The organism is Rhodoferax aquaticus (assembly GCF_006974105.1).
In the GTDB taxonomy this organism is placed as follows: domain Bacteria; phylum Pseudomonadota; class Gammaproteobacteria; order Burkholderiales; family Burkholderiaceae_C; genus Allorhodoferax; species Allorhodoferax aquaticus_A.
Genome location: NZ_CP036282.1, coordinates 2,866,024 through 2,883,997 on the forward strand (window position 1 = coordinate 2,866,024; position 17,974 = coordinate 2,883,997).

At 58.9% G+C, this 17,974-nt stretch carries 25 protein-coding genes; 20 read left to right on the top strand and 5 right to left on the bottom strand.

Going from position 1 to position 17,974, the window contains the following annotated elements:
* The first annotated feature begins 32 nt into the window (after positions 1 to 32).
* The 4 genes from EXZ61_RS13120 (at position 33) to EXZ61_RS13135 (ending at position 1,724) form a co-directional block, all read left to right on the top strand.
* On the top strand, positions 33 to 572 hold the full coding sequence (locus tag EXZ61_RS13120; protein ID WP_142812191.1) for a DUF924 family protein: 540 nt from the start codon (positions 33 to 35) through the stop codon (positions 570 to 572).
* A gap of 108 nt (positions 573 to 680) precedes the next feature.
* Positions 681 to 989: a nucleotidyltransferase family protein gene (locus EXZ61_RS13125; RefSeq protein ID WP_142812192.1), complete on the top strand. Its 309-nt coding sequence runs from the start codon at positions 681 to 683 to the stop codon at positions 987 to 989.
* Positions 979 to 1,323, top strand: coding sequence for a HepT-like ribonuclease domain-containing protein (locus tag EXZ61_RS13130; RefSeq protein ID WP_142812193.1), 345 nt, complete (start codon positions 979 to 981; stop codon positions 1,321 to 1,323). Before EXZ61_RS13125 ends, EXZ61_RS13130 begins: the two co-directional genes overlap by 11 nt.
* A gap of 74 nt (positions 1,324 to 1,397) precedes the next feature.
* Positions 1,398 to 1,724 (top strand): hypothetical protein, encoded by a 327-nt coding sequence (locus EXZ61_RS13135; protein WP_142812194.1) that lies wholly within the window; start codon positions 1,398 to 1,400, stop codon positions 1,722 to 1,724.
* 99 nt (positions 1,725 to 1,823) lie between these two features.
* Here the strand turns inward: EXZ61_RS13135 and EXZ61_RS13140 are convergent, their stop codons facing one another.
* Positions 1,824 to 2,075: a hypothetical protein gene (locus EXZ61_RS13140; protein WP_142812195.1), complete on the bottom strand. Its 252-nt coding sequence runs from the start codon at positions 2,073 to 2,075 to the stop codon at positions 1,824 to 1,826.
* Positions 2,076 to 2,591: 516 nt separating this feature from the next.
* Here EXZ61_RS13140 and EXZ61_RS13145 point away from each other — a divergent pair.
* From EXZ61_RS13145 to EXZ61_RS13175, 7 genes are all read left to right on the top strand, one after another.
* Complete coding sequence (locus tag EXZ61_RS13145) at positions 2,592 to 3,809, top strand: NHL repeat-containing protein (protein WP_201799079.1); 1,218 nt, start codon at positions 2,592 to 2,594, stop codon at positions 3,807 to 3,809.
* A 156-nt stretch (positions 3,810 to 3,965) separates the two neighbouring features.
* The gene (locus EXZ61_RS13150) at positions 3,966 to 4,682 is read left to right on the top strand and encodes a response regulator (protein ID WP_142812196.1); all 717 of its coding nucleotides are present in this window, start codon (positions 3,966 to 3,968) and stop codon (positions 4,680 to 4,682) included.
* A gap of 28 nt (positions 4,683 to 4,710) precedes the next feature.
* Entirely contained in the window at positions 4,711 to 6,579 is a 1,869-nt protein-coding gene (locus EXZ61_RS13155; RefSeq protein WP_168224763.1) for a sensor histidine kinase, read from the top strand.
* A gap of 82 nt (positions 6,580 to 6,661) precedes the next feature.
* Positions 6,662 to 7,303 (top strand): uridine kinase, encoded by a 642-nt coding sequence (udk, locus tag EXZ61_RS13160; protein ID WP_142812198.1) that lies wholly within the window; start codon positions 6,662 to 6,664, stop codon positions 7,301 to 7,303.
* Positions 7,304 to 7,339: 36 nt separating this feature from the next.
* Positions 7,340 to 8,062, top strand: coding sequence for a TFIIB-type zinc ribbon-containing protein (locus tag EXZ61_RS13165; protein ID WP_142812199.1), 723 nt, complete (start codon positions 7,340 to 7,342; stop codon positions 8,060 to 8,062).
* Positions 8,063 to 8,322: 260 nt separating this feature from the next.
* On the top strand, positions 8,323 to 9,378 hold the full coding sequence (locus EXZ61_RS13170) for an alkene reductase (RefSeq protein WP_142812200.1): 1,056 nt from the start codon (positions 8,323 to 8,325) through the stop codon (positions 9,376 to 9,378).
* Between the two features lie 96 nt (positions 9,379 to 9,474).
* Positions 9,475 to 10,098, top strand: coding sequence for a glutathione S-transferase (locus EXZ61_RS13175; RefSeq protein ID WP_142812201.1), 624 nt, complete (start codon positions 9,475 to 9,477; stop codon positions 10,096 to 10,098).
* Between the two features lie 68 nt (positions 10,099 to 10,166).
* On the opposite strand, the gene EXZ61_RS13180 is transcribed toward EXZ61_RS13175, so the two are convergent.
* On the bottom strand, positions 10,167 to 10,364 hold the full coding sequence (locus tag EXZ61_RS13180) for a hypothetical protein (protein WP_142812202.1): 198 nt from the start codon (positions 10,362 to 10,364) through the stop codon (positions 10,167 to 10,169).
* A 142-nt stretch (positions 10,365 to 10,506) separates the two neighbouring features.
* Between EXZ61_RS13180 and EXZ61_RS13185 the strand changes: the two genes are divergently transcribed.
* Positions 10,507 to 11,352 carry a hypothetical protein gene (locus tag EXZ61_RS13185; protein ID WP_142812203.1) on the top strand — a complete coding sequence of 282 codons (846 nt, stop codon included), beginning with the start codon at positions 10,507 to 10,509 and terminating at the stop codon, positions 11,350 to 11,352.
* A 61-nt stretch (positions 11,353 to 11,413) separates the two neighbouring features.
* Here the strand turns inward: EXZ61_RS13185 and EXZ61_RS13190 are convergent, their stop codons facing one another.
* On the bottom strand, positions 11,414 to 12,007 hold the full coding sequence (locus EXZ61_RS13190; RefSeq protein WP_142812204.1) for a 3'-5' exonuclease: 594 nt from the start codon (positions 12,005 to 12,007) through the stop codon (positions 11,414 to 11,416).
* A 63-nt stretch (positions 12,008 to 12,070) separates the two neighbouring features.
* On the opposite strand from EXZ61_RS13190, the gene EXZ61_RS13195 reads away from it, so the two are divergent.
* Genes EXZ61_RS13195 through EXZ61_RS13205 form a run of 3 tightly spaced genes read left to right on the top strand, consistent with a single transcriptional unit; the run spans position 12,071 to position 13,511 of the window.
* On the top strand, positions 12,071 to 12,592 hold the full coding sequence (locus tag EXZ61_RS13195) for a GNAT family N-acetyltransferase (RefSeq protein WP_142812205.1): 522 nt from the start codon (positions 12,071 to 12,073) through the stop codon (positions 12,590 to 12,592).
* Between the two features lie 59 nt (positions 12,593 to 12,651).
* Positions 12,652 to 12,900: a hypothetical protein gene (locus EXZ61_RS13200; RefSeq protein WP_142812206.1), complete on the top strand. Its 249-nt coding sequence runs from the start codon at positions 12,652 to 12,654 to the stop codon at positions 12,898 to 12,900.
* Between the two features lie 5 nt (positions 12,901 to 12,905).
* The gene (locus tag EXZ61_RS13205; protein ID WP_142812207.1) at positions 12,906 to 13,511 is read left to right on the top strand and encodes a DUF938 domain-containing protein; all 606 of its coding nucleotides are present in this window, start codon (positions 12,906 to 12,908) and stop codon (positions 13,509 to 13,511) included.
* 158 nt (positions 13,512 to 13,669) lie between these two features.
* Here the strand turns inward: EXZ61_RS13205 and EXZ61_RS13210 are convergent, their stop codons facing one another.
* Together EXZ61_RS13210 and EXZ61_RS13215 are read right to left on the bottom strand one after the other, a co-directional pair.
* Positions 13,670 to 14,248 carry an NAD(P)H-dependent oxidoreductase gene (locus EXZ61_RS13210; RefSeq protein ID WP_142812208.1) on the bottom strand — a complete coding sequence of 193 codons (579 nt, stop codon included), beginning with the start codon at positions 14,246 to 14,248 and terminating at the stop codon, positions 13,670 to 13,672.
* Between the two features lie 55 nt (positions 14,249 to 14,303).
* Positions 14,304 to 14,657 (bottom strand): MerR family transcriptional regulator, encoded by a 354-nt coding sequence (locus tag EXZ61_RS13215; RefSeq protein WP_142812209.1) that lies wholly within the window; start codon positions 14,655 to 14,657, stop codon positions 14,304 to 14,306.
* A gap of 108 nt (positions 14,658 to 14,765) precedes the next feature.
* Here EXZ61_RS13215 and trxC point away from each other — a divergent pair, with 108 nt between their 5' ends.
* The 5 genes from trxC to EXZ61_RS13240 all read left to right on the top strand — a co-directional run bounded on the left by trxC (position 14,766) and on the right by EXZ61_RS13240 (position 17,893).
* Entirely contained in the window at positions 14,766 to 15,209 is a 444-nt protein-coding gene (gene trxC / locus EXZ61_RS13220) for a thioredoxin TrxC (RefSeq protein ID WP_142812210.1), read from the top strand.
* 223 nt (positions 15,210 to 15,432) lie between these two features.
* Entirely contained in the window at positions 15,433 to 16,308 is an 876-nt protein-coding gene (locus EXZ61_RS13225; RefSeq protein WP_142812211.1) for a restriction endonuclease, read from the top strand.
* A 151-nt stretch (positions 16,309 to 16,459) separates the two neighbouring features.
* Complete coding sequence (locus EXZ61_RS13230; protein WP_142812212.1) at positions 16,460 to 16,939, top strand: hypothetical protein; 480 nt, start codon at positions 16,460 to 16,462, stop codon at positions 16,937 to 16,939.
* Positions 16,940 to 17,034: 95 nt separating this feature from the next.
* Positions 17,035 to 17,433, top strand: coding sequence for a GIY-YIG nuclease family protein (locus EXZ61_RS13235; RefSeq protein WP_142812213.1), 399 nt, complete (start codon positions 17,035 to 17,037; stop codon positions 17,431 to 17,433).
* A gap of 10 nt (positions 17,434 to 17,443) precedes the next feature.
* Complete coding sequence (locus EXZ61_RS13240; RefSeq protein ID WP_142812214.1) at positions 17,444 to 17,893, top strand: MarR family winged helix-turn-helix transcriptional regulator; 450 nt, start codon at positions 17,444 to 17,446, stop codon at positions 17,891 to 17,893.
* The last annotated feature ends 81 nt before the right edge of the window (positions 17,894 to 17,974 follow it).

Sequence of the window (17,974 nt, forward strand, 5' to 3'; positions counted from 1 at the left end):
CCTACCACTCACTCTTTTGAGGGCAAAGATACGTGCCACCCCAACCCACCCTCCACTTCTGGTTCGAAGAGCTAACCCCCAAGCAGCACTTCGTCAAAGACGCCGCGCTGGACAAAACCATTCGCGCGCGGTTTGGCGCCACGCTGGAGGCGGCTGCCAAGTGTGAGCTGTTTGCCTGGCGCGCCACGGCTGAGGGACGTTTGGCAGAAATCATTGTGCTGGACCAGTTCTCGCGCAACGTGTACCGCGACACGCCCCGCGCCTTTGCGCAAGACGCGCAGGCCCTGGTGCTGGCGCAAGAGCTGGTGGCCAGCGGGCAAGATCAAAGCCTGCCCATAGAGCAGCGCAAGTTTGCGTACATGCCCTACATGCACAGCGAGTCCGCGCTGGTGCACACGCAAGCCGTCACCCTGTTTTCGCAACCCGGCCTAGAAGACAACCTGCGCTTTGAGCTACAGCACAAAGCCATCATCGACCGCTTCGGCCGCTTCCCCCACCGCAACACCATCTTGGGCAGAACCTCCACGCCTGAAGAGCTGGCTTTCTTAAGCGAGCCAGGCTCTTCGTTCTAGGCTTGCGCTAAGGCAATTGCTACGCATTTGGTAGCTACTTGCGCATATTCCATGCGCGCCAGAGGCCAATTTGACACATAGACAAGGCGCTCCGGTAAACTCCCACCCATGCACCCCGCTATTTCCCAACACCGTTCTGGCATCTCTGCCATTTGCCAGCGCTACCGCATTCAGCGCTTGGACGTGTTTGGCTCGGCAGCGCGGGCGGATGACTTTGACCCCGCCAACAGTGACGCAGACTTCTTGGTCGAATTTGCACCGGGCGTGCAGCCAGGACTGAATTCGCTGTTTGGTGCCAAAGCCGACCTAGAGGCCCTGCTGGGTCGCGGGGTGGACTTGGTAGAACCCGGTGCGGTGCGCAACCCCTACGTGTTGGCCAGCATCAATAGCCACCGCGAAGCCATTTATGCAGCGTGACCCGCGCGCATTTCTGTGGGACGTACGCGAGGCCGCGCTGGCTATCCAATCGTTCACCACAGGTTTGGATGTTGCCGCCTACGAGGCCAACGCCATGGCACAGGCTGCTGTAGAACGCAAATTTGAAATCATTGGCGAAGCGCTCAACCAGCTATCGAAGCTCGATGGGGCTTTAGCTACCCGCATTCCAGATTTGCCGCAGATCGTGGCGTTTCGCAACCAGCTGATCCACGGCTATGCCACCGTAAACGTGAGCACCGTTTGGAACATTGCGCAGAACGCCCTGCCGCCATTGCTCGCCTCAGTGCAAAACCTGTTGGAAGAACTCAACTAGGTTTGCTACTAATGTAGTAGCTGCTTGCGCATATTCCATGGGCGCTAGAGGCCAATTTCACTCACAATCTACCCATGGCACGCCGCAAACACCACCACGTCTATGTGATTGAGCTGTCCAAAGACGTGCTGCTGGAGCCCCGCTTTCGAAAAAACAACCCAGGCTATGTAGAGGGCAAGCCTTGCGTGTACGTGGGCATGACCGGGCTAGACCCCGATGTGCGCTTTGACAAGCACAAGGCCGGCATCCAAGCCAACCGCTTCGCCCAACAATACGGCCTGCGCCTGCTGCCCGACCTATTTGAAGCCTTTAACCCCATGTCATACGACGAGGCGGTGGACAAAGAAATAGAAGTAGCCATAGACCTGCAATCCGCCGGTTTCGGCGTGTGGCAGGCCTAGGCGGCGGGATCAAATTGCGCTTGAATGCTGGCGCGCTACGGATTTAGTAGCTGCTTGCGCTTATTCCATGAGCGCAAGCAGCATATTTCGCCAAAAACACTAAGGACAAAGCTCAGCCCGCCGCCGCTTGCTTGCGCAGTCCGCCAAGCCACTCAAGGCTTGGCTAGCGTTCAAACGGGTGTTGCCATCCGCAGAGTGCGCCGCAGCCTCTAAAGCCGCGTGCGCTGGCTCGCCCAGCAAGACCAGCAGTTCGCCAGCCACGCTGCCAATGACGTTGGTGTCGCGGTCACCCAGCATTTGTACCAAGGTGGGAATGTCGCTCGCGCTCACCTTTTTGCGCACAGCCAGCACGGTCTTGAGCGTGACTGCTTTTTTGCAGGTGCGCGCCCATGTGCATATTGCTGCGAATGAGCTTGCTGATCTCCGCGTAGCGCTCTGGGTTGGCTGGCGCCGCGTCGCTAGCGTGGGCGGGCAAGCTGAACAAGCAAATCAAGCCAGCAGCCAAAGCAGCTAGGCCGCAACTGAAAGCCAACACAAGCCGATAAGAGTAGACGCGTGGTGTGTGAGCTGGCATTGCGAGTTTCCGCTGGAAATGGCTTGTGGGTACATGCTGGTGCATGGTACCCATGGGTGCAGCCTTGCGACCCTGCTTGCCTACGATAAGCCGGTCAATGCTATGCGTTTTGCAGCGCCTAGGGCAGTGGGTATGGGCGGCCTTTGCCCATTACATCCCCTTACAGTTGACTGGCGTTTAGGTGGGATTTTTCTGCAAAACCTACATAAACATGTGAAGCGCAAAACACTCGCTTTTTGAACAATCTCGGCACACCACGCAAGCAAGTGGTGCAACGAATTTTGGATTGTTCTATGTTGAATTCTTTTACCACCCCCTGTGAAAATGAAAGTGCCGTGACGAGCTTTGCGGGTCGACAAAAAATGCACAACTTGTCGCAACAGCGCCCGCAACTGAGCACCCCGCAGGTCAGTCGCCGTGCCTTGCTTGCCGCAGGTTCTTTGCTGGCGCTCTGCTTGACCGGCTGCGGCGGAGGCGGGAGCTCCGGCAACTCCAGCGCAAACCCCACACCCATCGCGCGCGAGAATACGGGTGTGGTCACTACACTGGCTGGCGACACCTCATCGGGCTTCACCGATGGCAGCGGAACTGCAGCCTTGTTCAGCACCCCCCAGGGCGTCGCAGTGGATGCCAGCGGCAACGTTTATGTGGCGGACCGCCTGAACAACAGCATCCGCAAGATCAGCGTGGCAGGTGGGGTCACCACCCTGGCCGGCTCCGCCACATCGGGTAGCGCCGATGGCAACGGCGCTGCGGCATCGTTCAAAGACCCTTATGGCGTCGCCGTGGATGCCAGCGGCAACGTCTATGTGGCGGACTCCAGCAACCACTTGATCCGCAAGATCACCCCGGCAGGTGGGGTCACCACACTGGCCGGCTCCACCACGCCGGGTAGCCGCGACGGCACTGGCACCGCAGCCGCGTTCAACTTCCCCCGTGGCATCGCGGTGGATGCCAGCGGCAACGTCTATGTGGCGGACACCAACAACCACACCATCCGGAAGGTCACCCCGGCAGGTGTGGTCACCACCCTGGCCGGCATCGCCCAATCCCGGGGTAGACGCGATAGTGACGGAGAATTTGCAGGGTTGCTCGACACCCCGTGGGGCGTCGCGGTGGATGCCAGCGGCAATGTCTTTGTGGCAGACACCGTCAACCACCTGATCCGCAAGGTCACCCCGGCAGGTGTGGTCACCACCCTGGCCGGCACCGCCGAAGTGGCGGGTAGCAACAATGCCACCGGCACTTTAGCCTCGTTCAACGCTCCCCGTGGCGTCACCGCGGATGCCAGCGGTAACATCTATGTGGCAGATACCGGCAACCACCTGATCCGCAAGATCACCAAGGATGGTGTAGTCACCACCATGGCCGGTACCGCCGGAGCGACGGGTAGCACCAATGCCACGGGTACTTCAGCCTTGTTCAGCTCCCCCTCTGGCGTTACCGTGGATGCCAACAACAACGTTTATGTGGCGGACACCGGCAACAATATGATCCGCAAGATCAACTAAGCACCCGCCCACCTGGCCCGGCCGTCCCGCCGGTGCCGGGTTTAGCAACACACGATGTCGTAGCCACACATTTGTTTGGTTACGATAGCTCTGACGTGGCGCCGATTTCCCACCTCACAGGTGGGAATCGCTTTGTAGAATCATTACAAATTCACCATGGATGCCGAAGCCGCCGTTCCTGCCGCAAATATCAAGCGCATAGCGCTGGTAGAGGACAACCCGCAGACGCTGCAGCGCATGGCAGCACTCATCGCCCAGCATGCGGATTGGAAGTTAGCCTTTGTGGCGTCCACTCTGGCCCAAGCCTATGCAGAGCTTGACCAACAAGTCCCAGACGCTCTGCTCATCGATCTCGGCCTGCCTGATGGCAACGGCCTTGACTTGATTCATCACGTAGCCCAACGTCAGTGGTCTTGCCAAACACTGGTCATATCTGTGTTTGGCGAAGACGATAAGGTGTTTGAGTGCATTCAAGCTGGCGCCAGTGGCTACCTCATCAAAGGACAAGGCGACGCGTTCTTGATAGACCACTTGCACGATCTGTTTGCGGGCGGCTCCCCTATCTCGCCGCGCATCGCCAGACGCTTGCTGTCGGCAGTGCGCCAGGGCGTGCCACAGGCGCCAGCGAGTGCTGCACCTGTGCCCGCCGTACCGGCAAAGCCCGATGAATTGACGCCCAAAGAATTCAGTATTCTGACGCAGCTTGGCCTTGGCTATACCTACAATGAAGTGTCTGAAAGCTTAGACATGTCCGTCAATACGGTACGGTTTCACATCAAAAGCATTTACAGCAAGCTCTATGTCAATTCGCGCTCCCAGGCCGTTTATGAAGCCAGCAAGCGCGGCTGGATTCGCCCCCCGCAACAGACTTAGTCCCCACAGATTGCTTTGGTGGCTGCTGGTGTGGGCACTTGTGGGCTGGAGTTGTGCCCTGCCCGTGCGCGCGCAGTCCCCTGCAGTCGACCTGCCAGTTCCAACGGTATCGCTCACCCAAACCATTGCGCGCCTTGAACTGAGCCCGGGACTGCAGTCCCCCGCACTCATGGCCCAAGGCCACTGGCAGCAGGTGGACTTGCCCCACGCGTGGTACCACCAAGACTGGTGCTCGGCACCTCAAAGCACGTACCGCTTCACGTTTAACTGGACGGACACAGGTGACCCGCATGGACTCGCCATGCTCATACACCGTGCGGGCAACCGGGTTGGGGTTTGGGTCAACCAGCAACACGTGGCCCAGTTTGGCTCGTTCGACAATCCGGATGCGGACTACACCAACTTTCCCTTGCTGGTTCGTATGCCTTGGCATTTGCTGCAAGCCGAGCAGAACACCGTGTACATCCAGGTTGTGGGCGATTGCCGGCGCTTTTCGGGCCTCTCACAAATTGAAATTGGGCCGTTCTCGGGGGTGTCAGCGCAGCACACTCGGGACACAGATTTGCTGGTCTACCCCATCATCGTGGTCATCACGCTTTGCGCGATTATGTTTGTGGCCGGATTGGTCTATGTCAGGCTCTCGCCAAGCAGCGCGCAAGCACGGGGACTGGCCTGGCTCAATGGCATTTGGGCTTTAGGTTCTGCCCTGTGGACGCTACGCGATCTGCCAATGCCCTATTGGCTGTGGTACTGCCTGGTGGACATGTGCTACGCCATGTGGATACTGCTCTCTGCCCGCATGACCATGCAGCTCACATCCACGCTGACGCCATGGATTGTCAGGCTACAAACAGCAACGATTTCAGCGTACTTCTTGGCCACGATCAGCGCTGCACTCGGTTACGCCATCGTGCTCAAGCCCATCACGATGGTGTGGGCCCTCGCGGTCTACTCGTTTTTGGTCGTACGCATCATTTACTACAGCATCAAAGCGCCATCAGAGACTCGCGCCATCATTTGCCTGACCATCGTTCCGATGACCAGTATTGGGGCCATAGACAGCTGGAACTTGTGGATGTCTCAAGAGCCCATGGGCTACCAAACTTACTATTTTTCACCTGTGGTTTCGTTTCTTATGCTGATGTCTTTGGGGCTGCTGATCATGCGGCAGTTCCAGCAGGCCATGCGCAGCGACAAGCAGTACCAACACTCCCTAGAACTTGAAGTGGAGCGCCAGCGCACAGAATTGGCCTTGCACTACCAACATGAACAAGAGCAAGCACAGCATGCCGCCGTGCAAGCCGAGCGCCAACGCATCGTGCGTGACATGCACGATGGCCTAGGCTCTCAGTTGGTTGGCATGTTGGCGGCCCTGCGTAGCGACAAGGTCGAGCCCATCCATCTTGAAAACGAAATCGCTCAGGCAATGGAGCACCTGCGTGCCACGATGGACAACCTGAGTAACACCGAACAAGACCTGTCCACGGTGCTGGCGCAGTTCCGCTTTCACCATGAGCCGCGCTTGCTGCGGGCCGGACTGCACCTTCGCTGGCGCGTGCAGACTTTGCCACCCACCCCATGGTCACCCGCTGCCACGTGGGAGATGCAACAAATGCTTAGAGAAGTGTTTGCGAACATCCTGAAGCATGCCGAAGCCAAGCACATCACCGTAGCCGCAGGTTGCCATGACGGCGTTTGCAGCATCCAAATCAGTGACGACGGCAAGGGATTTGACTTGTCGCAAAACTCTATCGGACGCGGCCTGAAGCACTTGAAAGAGCGCGCACAGCACTTGGGCGTGCAACTGGACATACAAAGCCAAGTTGGGCAAGGCACCCGTGTGCAATGGCTCTGGGCCGAAGGCTTTGTGCCCAAGCACAGCAAGCCATCGGTCTAGTCGCAATGCGCACGCGGACCAGTGGAACTTACAACCCGCCTTGTAAAATAGCGCGCTTTGCCAGTCTGGATACGGAGATCACATGAACAAAGCCAACAACAAACCCTTTGTGATCGGCGTCGCTGGCGGCAGCGGCAGTGGCAAGTCCACGGTGACGCGTGAGGTGCTGGCCTCCATCGGGCCGGAGATGGTGGCGGTGGTGATGCAAGACGATTACTACCTCGACCAGTCGCACATGTCGCCCGAAGACCGGCGCAAAACCAATTACGACCACCCCCAAGCGTTTGACTGGCCTTTGATGGTGCAGCACCTCAAAGCGCTGCGCCGGGGCGAGTCCATCGAGATGCCCGAGTACGACTTTGCGGCGGACAACCGCTCGCACAAAACCATCACGGTTAAGCCCGCGCCGGTGATTGTGGTGGAGGGCTTGTTTGCGCTGTTTGATGCGGACATGCGCAAGATGATGTCGCTCAAAATTTTTGTGGACACCGCGGCCGATGTGCGCTTTATCCGCCGCTTGCAGCGCGATATTGCGGAGCGCGGTCGCAGCACGGAGAGCGTGATCAAGCAATACCTGGAAACCGTGCGCCCCATGCACAAGCAGTTCATAGAGCCCACCAAGCGCAACGCGGATGTCATCTTGCCCCACGGTGCCAACGGCCCTGCGGTAGACATCATCACCACCAAGGTGGTGAGCCTGATTCGGGACCTAGAGCGCGCGTAAGCCGCCCTGCTCTTGCGTCCTATCCAAACCAGCCCCATGAACAACCCAAGCGCCGTGCCTTGCCCATCGTGTGGCAGCCCCATGCACCAGCAGCCCTTGCCCGGCCACGATGGCGCGCCCATTGAGCTGGACCTGTGCTTTCAGTGCCAGGGCATGTGGATAGACCCGCAAGAAAACCTGAAGTTGGCCCCCGCTGGGGTGGCGCAGCTTTTCAAGCTCTTGCACGACAAGCGCGCCGAGGCCCACCAGCCTTTGGCCGCTAATGTGGACTGCCCACGCTGCACAGGCCCGCTAACCCGAGGTTTTGACGTGGTGCGCAGCGGGCGCTACATCACCTACCGCTGTGCGCGGGGGCATGGGCGCTTTAGTGCGTTTTCGTCGTTCATGATTGAAAAAGGCTTTGTGCGGCAACTCACCCGCCACGAGATTGCCGACATTGCCAAGCAGGTAGCCGTAATCCACTGCAGCAGCTGCGGCGCACCGGTGGACCTGCGCACCGACCACGCCTGCGCCCACTGCCGCTCGGCTCTGTCCCTCTTAGATCCCACCGCCGTAGAGCGCGCCTTGCAGGGCTACGCCAAAGCCGCGCAACCCGCAGGCCAAGCACAGCAAACCCACGATGTGGCCGATGCCCTCATGCGCCTAGAGCGCGACCGCCAGCGCACACCCACCCTGGCCCAAGCAGCCCGCCCAGAACGCTCAACAGACGTAGACCTGTGGACGATTGGCTTGGCGCTGGTGGCTGCCGTATTGAGCTAAGCCGCTGACGGGCGGCGCGCCCGATGTGACGGGTGTACCAATGGGATACAACTGAGAAATCGCCACAGCGCCAGTGTTCAATGGCCCAAGTTGACTGCGGGCAGGCACAGGGCCGTTCGGCTGCGCTGCCATTTTTGGGCTGAAGGTCTTGCATTTAAGCGCGCCGCCCTAAGCTATTTTGCACAAACCCGTGGGCCCCATGTGTATTAGCTACGTGATACCTTCGCGCCCCTGTTCTATCACCTCACCGGTAACTCACCATGCTATTTAGTCCCCTGCAAGTTGGCGCATTGTCCCTGCCTAACCGTTTTATCTTGGCACCCCTGACCCGCACTCGTGCAGGGATGGAGCACCTCCCCAACGAGCTGATGGCCGAGTACTACGCCCAGCGCGCCACCGGCGGCTTGTTGATCACCGAGTGCACCATGGTCACCCCCGGCACCTCGGCCTTTGTGGCGGAGCCCGGCGTGTACTCTGCCGAGCAAATTGAAGGCTGGAAGAAGACCACCGCCGCCGTGCACGCCAAGGGCGGGCGCATTTTTATGCAAATCTGGCACGCAGGCCGCGCGGCACACCCTGATATCAACGGTGGCAAGGGCTCGGTATCAAGCAGCGCCATTGCGATTGACGGCGATATTCACACGCCCAATGGCAAAGTGCCCAACGCCGTACCCCATGCCCTGAGCACCGACGAGATTGCCGCTATCGTGGCGGACTTTGTGCAAGGTGCCAAGAACGCGATTGCTGCGGGCTTTGACGGAGTGGAAGTGCACGGTGCCAATGGCTATTTGATCGACCAGTTCTTGCGCGACGGTGCCAACAAGCGTACCGACGCCTACGGCGGCTCGTTAGAAAACCGCGCCCGCTTCTTGTTTGAAGTGCTGACGGCGGTGACTGCAGCCATTGGTGCGGACCGTGTGGGCCTGCGCTTGTCGCCTCTGAACAGCTACAACAGCATGGTGGACAGCGACCCGCTGGGCCTGATGGCGTTTTTGGCCGACAAGCTCAATGCGTTTAACCTGGCCTACCTGCATGTGATGCGTGCTGACTTTTTTGGCGTGCAAAAGGCTGACGTCATGCCCGTGGCCCGCGAAAAGTACAAGGGTGTGCTCATTGGCAACATGGGCTACAGCCCAGAAGAAGCGGAGACTGCGATCACTGAAGGCAAGCTCGATGCGGTGGCGTTTGGAACGGCTTTCTTGGCCAACCCCGACTTGCCTGCGCGTGTGAAGGCCAAAGCCGCGTTGAACGCGCCGGACTCAGCCACCTTCTACACCCCAGGCCCTGTGGGCTATACCGACTACCCCACTTTGTAAACGCGGGCGCGCTGGCGGCGCAAACCCCGCCAGCCCCCTAGAATGGCTGGGCTTGGCACAGTCTTGTGCCGTCTTACCCACCCACAGGAAAACACCATGCCTCAACTCAAACTCAGCTATTTCAATTTCCACGGGGGTCGCGGCGAACCCGCGCGTTTGGCCATGGCCATTGGGGGAATTGCATTTGAAGACCACCGTTTTGCGTTTCCTGAGTTCGCAGAGTTTCGCAAGACCACCCCTTTCGGACAAGTACCCGTCTTGCATGTAGATGGTGCGCAGGTGACGCAGAGCGATGCCATTACCCGCTATGTGGGCCGGCTGGCAGGTCTGTACCCGACCGATGCGTTTCAGGCCTTGCTGTGTGACGAAGTGCTGTCGGTGGTAGAAGACGCGACCGTGCGGCTCAGCCCTTCGTTTCGTATGACGGGTGAGGCACAAAAAGAAGCGCGTTTGGCCTTGGTGAACGGCAGCATGCCGATGTACCTCAAGTGGCTGCAAGCCCAGTTACTGGCGCGTGGTGGCGAGTACTTTGCGGACCAGCGACTCACGGTGGCTGACTTGAAGGTGTTTGTGGATGTACGCGGCTTGAACTCTGGCAACCTGGACCATGTGCCCACCGACTTGGTGGAACAAGTGGCCCCTGCCTTGAACGCACACATGCAGCGCATTGCGCAGACCCCGGCGGTGGCTGCCTACTACGCGAGTTTTGCCAACAAGTAATCAAAGGGCCTCAGGGCCCTTTTTTTTGCCCGGCGTTGGGCCAAGCCAGCCCGCGCACCCGTGTTGGCTTAAGTGTGCGCCAGGCGCCACGCCAACCATGCCCCGAACAGGGCATTCCCAATAGCAAAACACACAATCACGACGCTCACCCAAGCCGCCAAGGCCTGCGTGTGGGTGACCCAGGCCAACAGGCTGGACATGAGGTTGAGAAGCATCATCAACCAAAACATGGGGTTGCGCGGCTGGAAGATTCGGCTGATTTTCATAAGTGCGGCATGGTAGCCGCACCGGCATTGGCACGCCACTTTTCTACGAAAAGGCCTCAAGCCGGTTCAGGCTATGGTCGATAAAGCTCTTAGATGCCTCGCCCTACGTGGCAAACCCGGGCAGTGCCCCTAGGAGGTCCTTATGTCTAGCAGCTTGATTTCGATTGCGCCTGCAGCCTTGCGGACAGCGGTCAGCGCAGCGACCGGGGCCCACCGCGTTCACCCGGTCAAGCCGGTGGTCACACAGGCGGCGCAAGCCACTGAGCCAACCCGCTACACAGCCGCCAAGTCCGAGGCACCCGACAGCGCGCTGTACACCAACCAAGGGGCGCCAGCCAGCACATCGTCCAGCTATCAGACAAGCCGAGTAGACCGTCGGGACAGCTTTAACCTTGAGATCACCACGCAACAAGGGGATGTGGCCACGGTCAGCCTGTTCCAAAAGCAGAGCTTTGGTGTGAGTAGCACTGCAGTGCAAAGCGAGACACGCAGTTCACCCAACAACGCGGCACAGCTCACCACCTACCGTCAAGCATCGTTGGATGTGCAGTACGCCTTGCAAGGCGACCTCACCCCGCAAGAAGCGGCGTCGGTGGACGCGCTGGTCAAACAAATCAACGCGGTGGCCCAAGACTTCTTCGCTGGCGACTTGGAGCAGGCCATGCACTCAGCGGCGCGCATTGACATCTCGGGCAATGCTGAAACCTTAAGTGCCTATTCCTTCGATCTGCGAACCCAAGAGACACAGCGCGTTGCGGCGGTGTACGCCAACATCGACGCGGCTACCGCACCCGCAGCGGCCCCAGCGCTTGCCGATTTGCAAGAAAGCACGGCCTCAGCCGCCGATGGCAGCCGCACTTCGCCACGCAGCGGTGATTTCTTGAAGAGCCTGCTGGCTATGTTGGAGAGCATGACCCGCAGCGCCAAGGACCTGCTGCAGGGGCCCGCAGCGGCCAGCCCTGAAGTCAGTTCGCCCACTGTTGCTTAAATTCGCCGGCGAGTCAGAGGCTGCATCGACATGCGGTTCTGGCCCAACACGCAGGGCAATGTCAGAGCCCTAAGGCCTCGTACACGCGAATGGCGGCATACGCGTCATTGGCTGCATAGAGCAGCTGCGCATCTGTCAGCGTGGGGTTGGCCCAGTTACTGGTCGCTGCTTTTTTAGACTTGATAAAGCGCTGGTGAAACAGCACGGCCACGGCACCTTTGACGCCCATGTCTTTGCGGTAGCCGCGTTCCCTAAAAATGGTGTTGAGCTCCAGCACGCCCACAGGCTCCACCCCCAGTTTGTGCAAGATGCGTTTGCGGTCATCCCCCAAGCCAAAACCGGCTTTGGTGATGCCGGGCATCGCCATGAGTTGCGCGGCAATGGCCAAGCATTGCGGGTCATGCAGCTGGATCACCCAGGCACGCGCACGGGTAGAGAGCTGCAACACATGCGGCCCGTCTGAGACTTCACCCACCTTGAAGGTGGGTTTGGACTCCGTATCAAAGCCCCAAGCTTTGGCCTTGGCCAACTGCACCAAGGCTTCTTGCGCCTGGGCCCCAGTGTTAACCAAGGTAATGCGATCAGGCCCCAAGCGTTCAAAGGCAGGAAGCAAGGCAATGGCGTCTTTATCGGGCGTGGGGAGTTGGGCGTGCATAGGCCTCTATCATCGCTGAGAAAAACGCTGCCCCGTGCCGCCCCATCAACAGCCCAACACCCTATGACGTTCACCATCCCTACCCTCGAATCGGATCGCCTGCTGTTGCGGGCATTTCGCGAGAGCGACTTTGACACCATGGCCGCGTTTTACGCCAGCCCTGTGTCTGCCACCTATGGCGGCCCTTGCAACCGGGAAGATGCTTGGCGCAAGTTTGCGGTCTATTCCGGGCACTGGGCACTGCGTGGCTATGGACCATGGGCATTGGAAGAAAAGGCCAGCGGCGCTTACGTGGGCTTGGCGGGCATGTGGTTTCCCGAGGCTTGGGTTGAGCCAGAGATTACGTGGGCACTCATGCTGGGGCACCATGGCAAAGGCTTCGCGACCGAAGCAGCCACCCGCGCCCTGCAAGCCGCCTACCAAGACTTTGGCTGGCAAACCGCAGTCAGCGTGGTGCTAACAGACAACACACCATCCAACGCCGTGGCGCAGCGCATGGGCGCACAGCGCGAAGGCACCATTGCGTTTCGGGGCGCGCAAGCGTATGTGTACCGCCACATAGGGCCTCAAACTAGGGAAAGCTAGCGTTTACAGGCCCTACATGGCATCGGTTACGCTCTCAAGATCATTACGAGGAACACACCATGAAACGACTCAACGTCACCATCAAACTAGAAATGTCGGTACCCGATGACTGGGAACTGATCACCACCTCCGAAGGTGGCGAAGTCATCAAAATGCCCGACGGTCAGTACCTTGACCTGGCCATTGAACCTCTGTTTGCCAGCAACCCCGAAGAAACCTGGACCAATACCGACAACGAGAACGTGCTCAACGACATTTTGGATTTGGTGGAGAGCGAGGAAGTCATTTACGAAATGGTGACCCACTAAGCCCTATGGCGCAGCCCGACTTTAGCCCGTCCGCTGAACGCAACAAACACCCTATATTGGAGCGGCTGCAGGCCTTGGTACCCGCACAGGGCCATGCACTAGAGATCGCCTCAGGCACTGGGCAGCACGTGTGTTGGTTTGCGCAGCACATGCCCGACTGGACCTGGCAGCCTACTGAAGTGCACCGCGGCGCCCTGTACAACATTGAGGTGCGCGCGGCCGAAGCAGGTTTAGACAATGTGCTGGAGGCATTGCAACTCGATGTGTGCCGAGAACCTTGGACCATGGAGCCTGCGGGCTTTGACTTGGTGCTGTGCATCAACATGCTGCACATTGCCCCGTGGGAGGCCTGCGGTGCCTTGATGCGCGGCAGCACCAAGGCACTGAATGCACAAGGCCTGCTCATTACTTACGGCCCCTACTTTGAAGACGGCGTGGTGCCCTTGCCGAGCAACCAAGAGTTTGACCAAAGTTTGCGCACCCATGACCCTAGCTGGGGCATACGTACGGTTGCAGCGGTGCAAGATGAGGCGCAGGCTGCGGGCCTGCGGCTGCAAGCCCGCATTGACATGCCCGCCAACAACCTGTTGTTGGTGTGGGCGAAGGCTTGATTGCGAATTCGCAAATAAACTTACCCCGCCCTACTGTGGACTCGTCTGTGGATAAGCGTGTTCACAAGCCGCCAAACCCTTGCCCCGCTTGGGTTTGGAGAGGCTGCCCAAACTTTAGGCAGCGGCCGCGCAGGGGGTTTTCACCCGGCAACTCTGTGTTATAGGGTGCGAGCGAGCTTGGCCACCTGCTCCAACATTTGCTCGCGCTGCGCTGGGGTGGAGTGGATGATGGGTCCTAGCATCAAGGTCCGCACGGGGCGCAAACCACAGAATTCCAAGGTAGTTTTTTTCATTTGCTGGATTGCGGGCATGCGGTAGACCCAGCGGTAGTACCAAGGCGGCGTGTCCATGGGCACCACCAAGTGCGAGGTGCGCCCTTTCAACAAGGGCACCGGCAACGGCGAACCCTTGTTGAACTTATAGGCATAGCCGGAAGTAAAGGCCCGGTCCAAGAACCCTTTCAGCAAGGCCGGCACGCCGCCCCACCACACGGGGAAAACCCACACCACATGGTGTGCCCACACAATGCTCTCTTGCGCTGCCAGCAAGTCTGGCTCTAGTGCCTGCGCATGCGGGTTGCTGCCATGCAAGATAGGGTCAAAACTGAGGTCCGCCAAGCGCAGCAAGCGCACGGTATGGCCCGCCGCATGCGCAGCCTTTAGGTAGGTGTCTGCAAGGGCTGCACTAAAGCTAGTGTTGGAAGGGTGGCCGAGTACCACGAGTACATTTTTTGGCATGGAGGTGCTTCAAATTGAGGAAGCCACCACCCTAAGTCTGCCCCTAGGGACAGAGTCAAGCGAGTTCTGCACAGACGCGTATTTCGACATTGATCTGGCACAACTGCTGGTCTAGTTGCTTCAGTCGAACGATTTCAAGGGCAATCTCAGAGCGTTTGTGCTCCACTTGCTGCATCAACAGCGCCCAGTCGGGCTCCACGCTACCGGCGCGCATAGCAGGCACCACGTCAGCCAGTTTGAAACCCATGGTTTGCGCTTGTTTGATCAGTCGCACTTGTGCCACGTGGCGCTCTGAGTACACGCGGTAGGCGCCACTCCTCAGCACCTTCCCCAGTAAGCCCATAGACTCATACAGACGAATCGCTTTGGGCGAGGCTCCCGTGCTCTTTGCGAGTTCTCCAATGTACATGCTGACTCCGTGCGTTAGGTAGCGTTGAGCCATTGTGGCGAAACACTGCTGCGTGCGCCGCCCAATAACGGTACTTGATACTATTTGTTTTGACTCCAGATATGCACCATGACTACCGACACCCTGCACATTGTTTGCCCCCATTGCCACACCACCAACCGGGTACGCGTGGAACAGCTCTCGCACCAACCGGACTGCGGCAGTTGCAAAGCAGCTTTGTTCACAGGGCACCCAACGGCCTTGGACGAAGCGGCGTTTGACAAGCACATTGCGCGCAATCACATCCCTGTGCTGGTCGACTTTTGGGCGCCCTGGTGCGGCCCGTGCCGGACCATGGCACCCGCTTATGAGGCCGCCGCTAAGCAGCTTGAGCCGCGGGTTCGGTTAGCCAAAGTTGACACGGAAGCTGTGCCTTCGTTGGGTGGGCGTTTCAACATCCGCAGCATTCCGACCTTGGCCTTGTATGTCAATGGCCGGGAAGTTGCCCGACAAGCCGGTGCCATGGGATCTGCGGATATTGTGCGTTGGGTAAGCGCCAAGCTACCCTCGTAGCGTGTAACGCAATCAGTCCCATTAAAAAACGAAATTTGCTACATATTTGCTAGCTAGTTGCGCATATTCCATGAGCGCGGTGGCCCGATACTTCAAGTAAAATCACGCACCAAGCGGTCCAAGTGGTAAGAGATGGACCGCACCCAAACCTTGAGGGAGCTTGCATTTGGCACGTCCTAATCGACGCACCCGTCCACAGACGCTGAGGCGATCTGCGCACGAGATGGGGGTCACCGTTTCCTTGTTAGGCGCTGCCATGCTCTTTGGGCCGCAGCTTTTGGGCAACTCCGCCATCGGCCTCATGCTTGCCAAAGCGCTCATGGTGCCTGGCGTGCTGCTGCTCACCGCAGGGTTAGTCATGTTGGCCTATTCGAGCTACAAGAGTCGCACCCCGTCCCTCCCCAAGTTCAAGGGGTCGCTCAGCACCAGACCGGCCCCGTTTTACGCAACCAAGCCAGCCCCATTGAAATCCAGCCCACCTAGCGAATCCAATGTGATCGAAGTGGAGTTTAGGGGGCGTCACTTGGCGAAGGCTGGACAACTGGCGCAAAAGTCGCTGTGGAGCAAGGCGGTGTTTGCCTCTATTGAGTGGCGTCGATTTGAGGCCGTGTGCGAGGCCTTGTTTGCGCAGGCCGGCTTCGAAACCAAGTCCCAATCGCATGGGGCTGACGGTGGGGTTGACATTTGGCTTCATTCCCGCAATGCCAAAGGACCCGCAGCCGTTGTGCAATGCAAGCATTGGCAAGGTAAACCCGTGGGCGTGAAAGAGATGCGCGAGTTCTTTGGTGTCATGGCTTCACATGGCCTTAAACGCGGCACCTACGCAACGACATCTACGTTCACCGAAGATGCCGTTTCGTTTGCCAAGGCCAATGGCATCAACGCGCTGGACGGTAGAGGCTTGCTTGCATTGATTGCCAAGCGTTCTCCAGAGCAGCAAAAAGCGTTGCTAGACGTTGCGTACGAGGGCGACTACTGGCGCCCTACCTGCGCAAGTTGCGGCGTCAAGATGCTAGAACGCAAGCCTCGCGCAGGTGGCTCCGGTTTTTGGGGATGCAGCAATTTCCCCCGCTGCAAGTCGCGCCTGCCCATGGCCTAGCGTCGCAAAGGTCGGTGCTTGCTACAATCGCGGCGGGCTCACAGGACGCCCACTCGCGAAAGCCTTAGCACCTGCATCGCAAGCACCTCGCTTGCATACCCCTCCTCATTGGCCCATTGCGAGAACGGCCCTTGGACTACAAGGAGCTGGTATGCGCAAAGAAAGCATCCACACCCCACCGCACCCCATCAGTGATGGTGAACCGCCACAAGAGCAAGCACGCGACAGTACCGCCGTCGACGCCATGCTGCAACTCGCGCGCAAGTTGCATCGCGCCGCGCAAAAAGGCCCCATCAGCGTAGCCATGCCCGCCATCCGGCGCGCCCATGCCGCCGGCGTGTTTGCACACGAACCACTGAAGACGATCTACCAACGCCGCCATGCACTGCAGCGCAAGCATTTCTTGCGCACCTTGGCTGTGGAAGCGGGCTTTGCCGATTGGGAGACCTACCTGCCTGTATTGCGCGAGCAATGCCTAGAAGCAGTGGCCCACTTATTGCACCCTAATGGCGCTACAGGCAGCCTTAACCACTGGTTTAGCACCTACGAACAAGCGCAAGCGTTTGCCAATCAGCATGGGCATGTCGTTTTGACCATGGGCAAGCACGCCATGGTGCCCGGCACCGACTGAGCGGCCGCAAGCCGACGTGGGCAAAAGCCCGCACCACTATCAATTTAGTAGCTGCTCACGCATATTTGGTGAGCGCCACATCCTTTTTTTGCAATATGTCAAAGAACAAAACTCTCAAAGACCAATACATGGCAACCATGGTGCCCATGGGCGTATTTGCCATCCGCAACACGGTGAACCAACGCGTATACGTGGGCGGCAGCAGCAACCTTGCGGGAGCGATGAACCGCCATCGGTTTGAACTCAGCATGCAAACGCATCGCAACAAGGCCTTGTTGGCCGACTGGCTGAACCATGGGCCGCAGGCGTTTCAATTTGAAGTTTTGGACCGCATTGCAGAGCGTGAACAACCAGATTTTGACTATGCAGCGGAATTAGCTGCATCTCTGGCGCTTTGGCAAGAGGAGTTGCAGTGCTTTTCGGCGCGGGGATACAACCTTCCGACCAAGCCGACCCATGCAGCGCAAGCCACCGAGCAAGCCAGTAATGCGTGAGGACATCGCTATGACACGCTGCTTCACTCACTCACCCTTAGATGTGTGCCTGCAAACCAGCTTTGCACATGCCCAAATCCAGCTCGCCTTAGACGAGGAACTGGCCTGGGCCCACGGCCTGTCTTACCAAGACTTGGTCTTGCTCACACGCATCGCCCGCGCGCCATTGGGCCGCATTGCCGTGGCAGACTTGGCGCGGCCACTAGGGCTTTCGATGTCTGGGGTGCTAAGGCTGGTCTTGCCACTGGAAAAGACGGGGCATGTGCTGCGCGACCCGGCACCCTCGCCAGATGGCAAGCGCTACGTGGCTTTGCGCCCCGCAGGCAAAACCCAATTGCGCAACGCCACGGTGACCGCTGAGGCTACATGTGCCACGCTAGTGGCTAACGGCTGGGGCCAACCAATGTGCGCCCCCACGGCAATTGGCGCAAGCGCTGCGATCCAAGCGCAGGCACAATGAAACCAAGCCCATGGGCCAAGGCGTCAAGCTTGGCCCATGGGCTCGTTATTGCAGCGCTAACACTGCCTCACCTCATGCAAA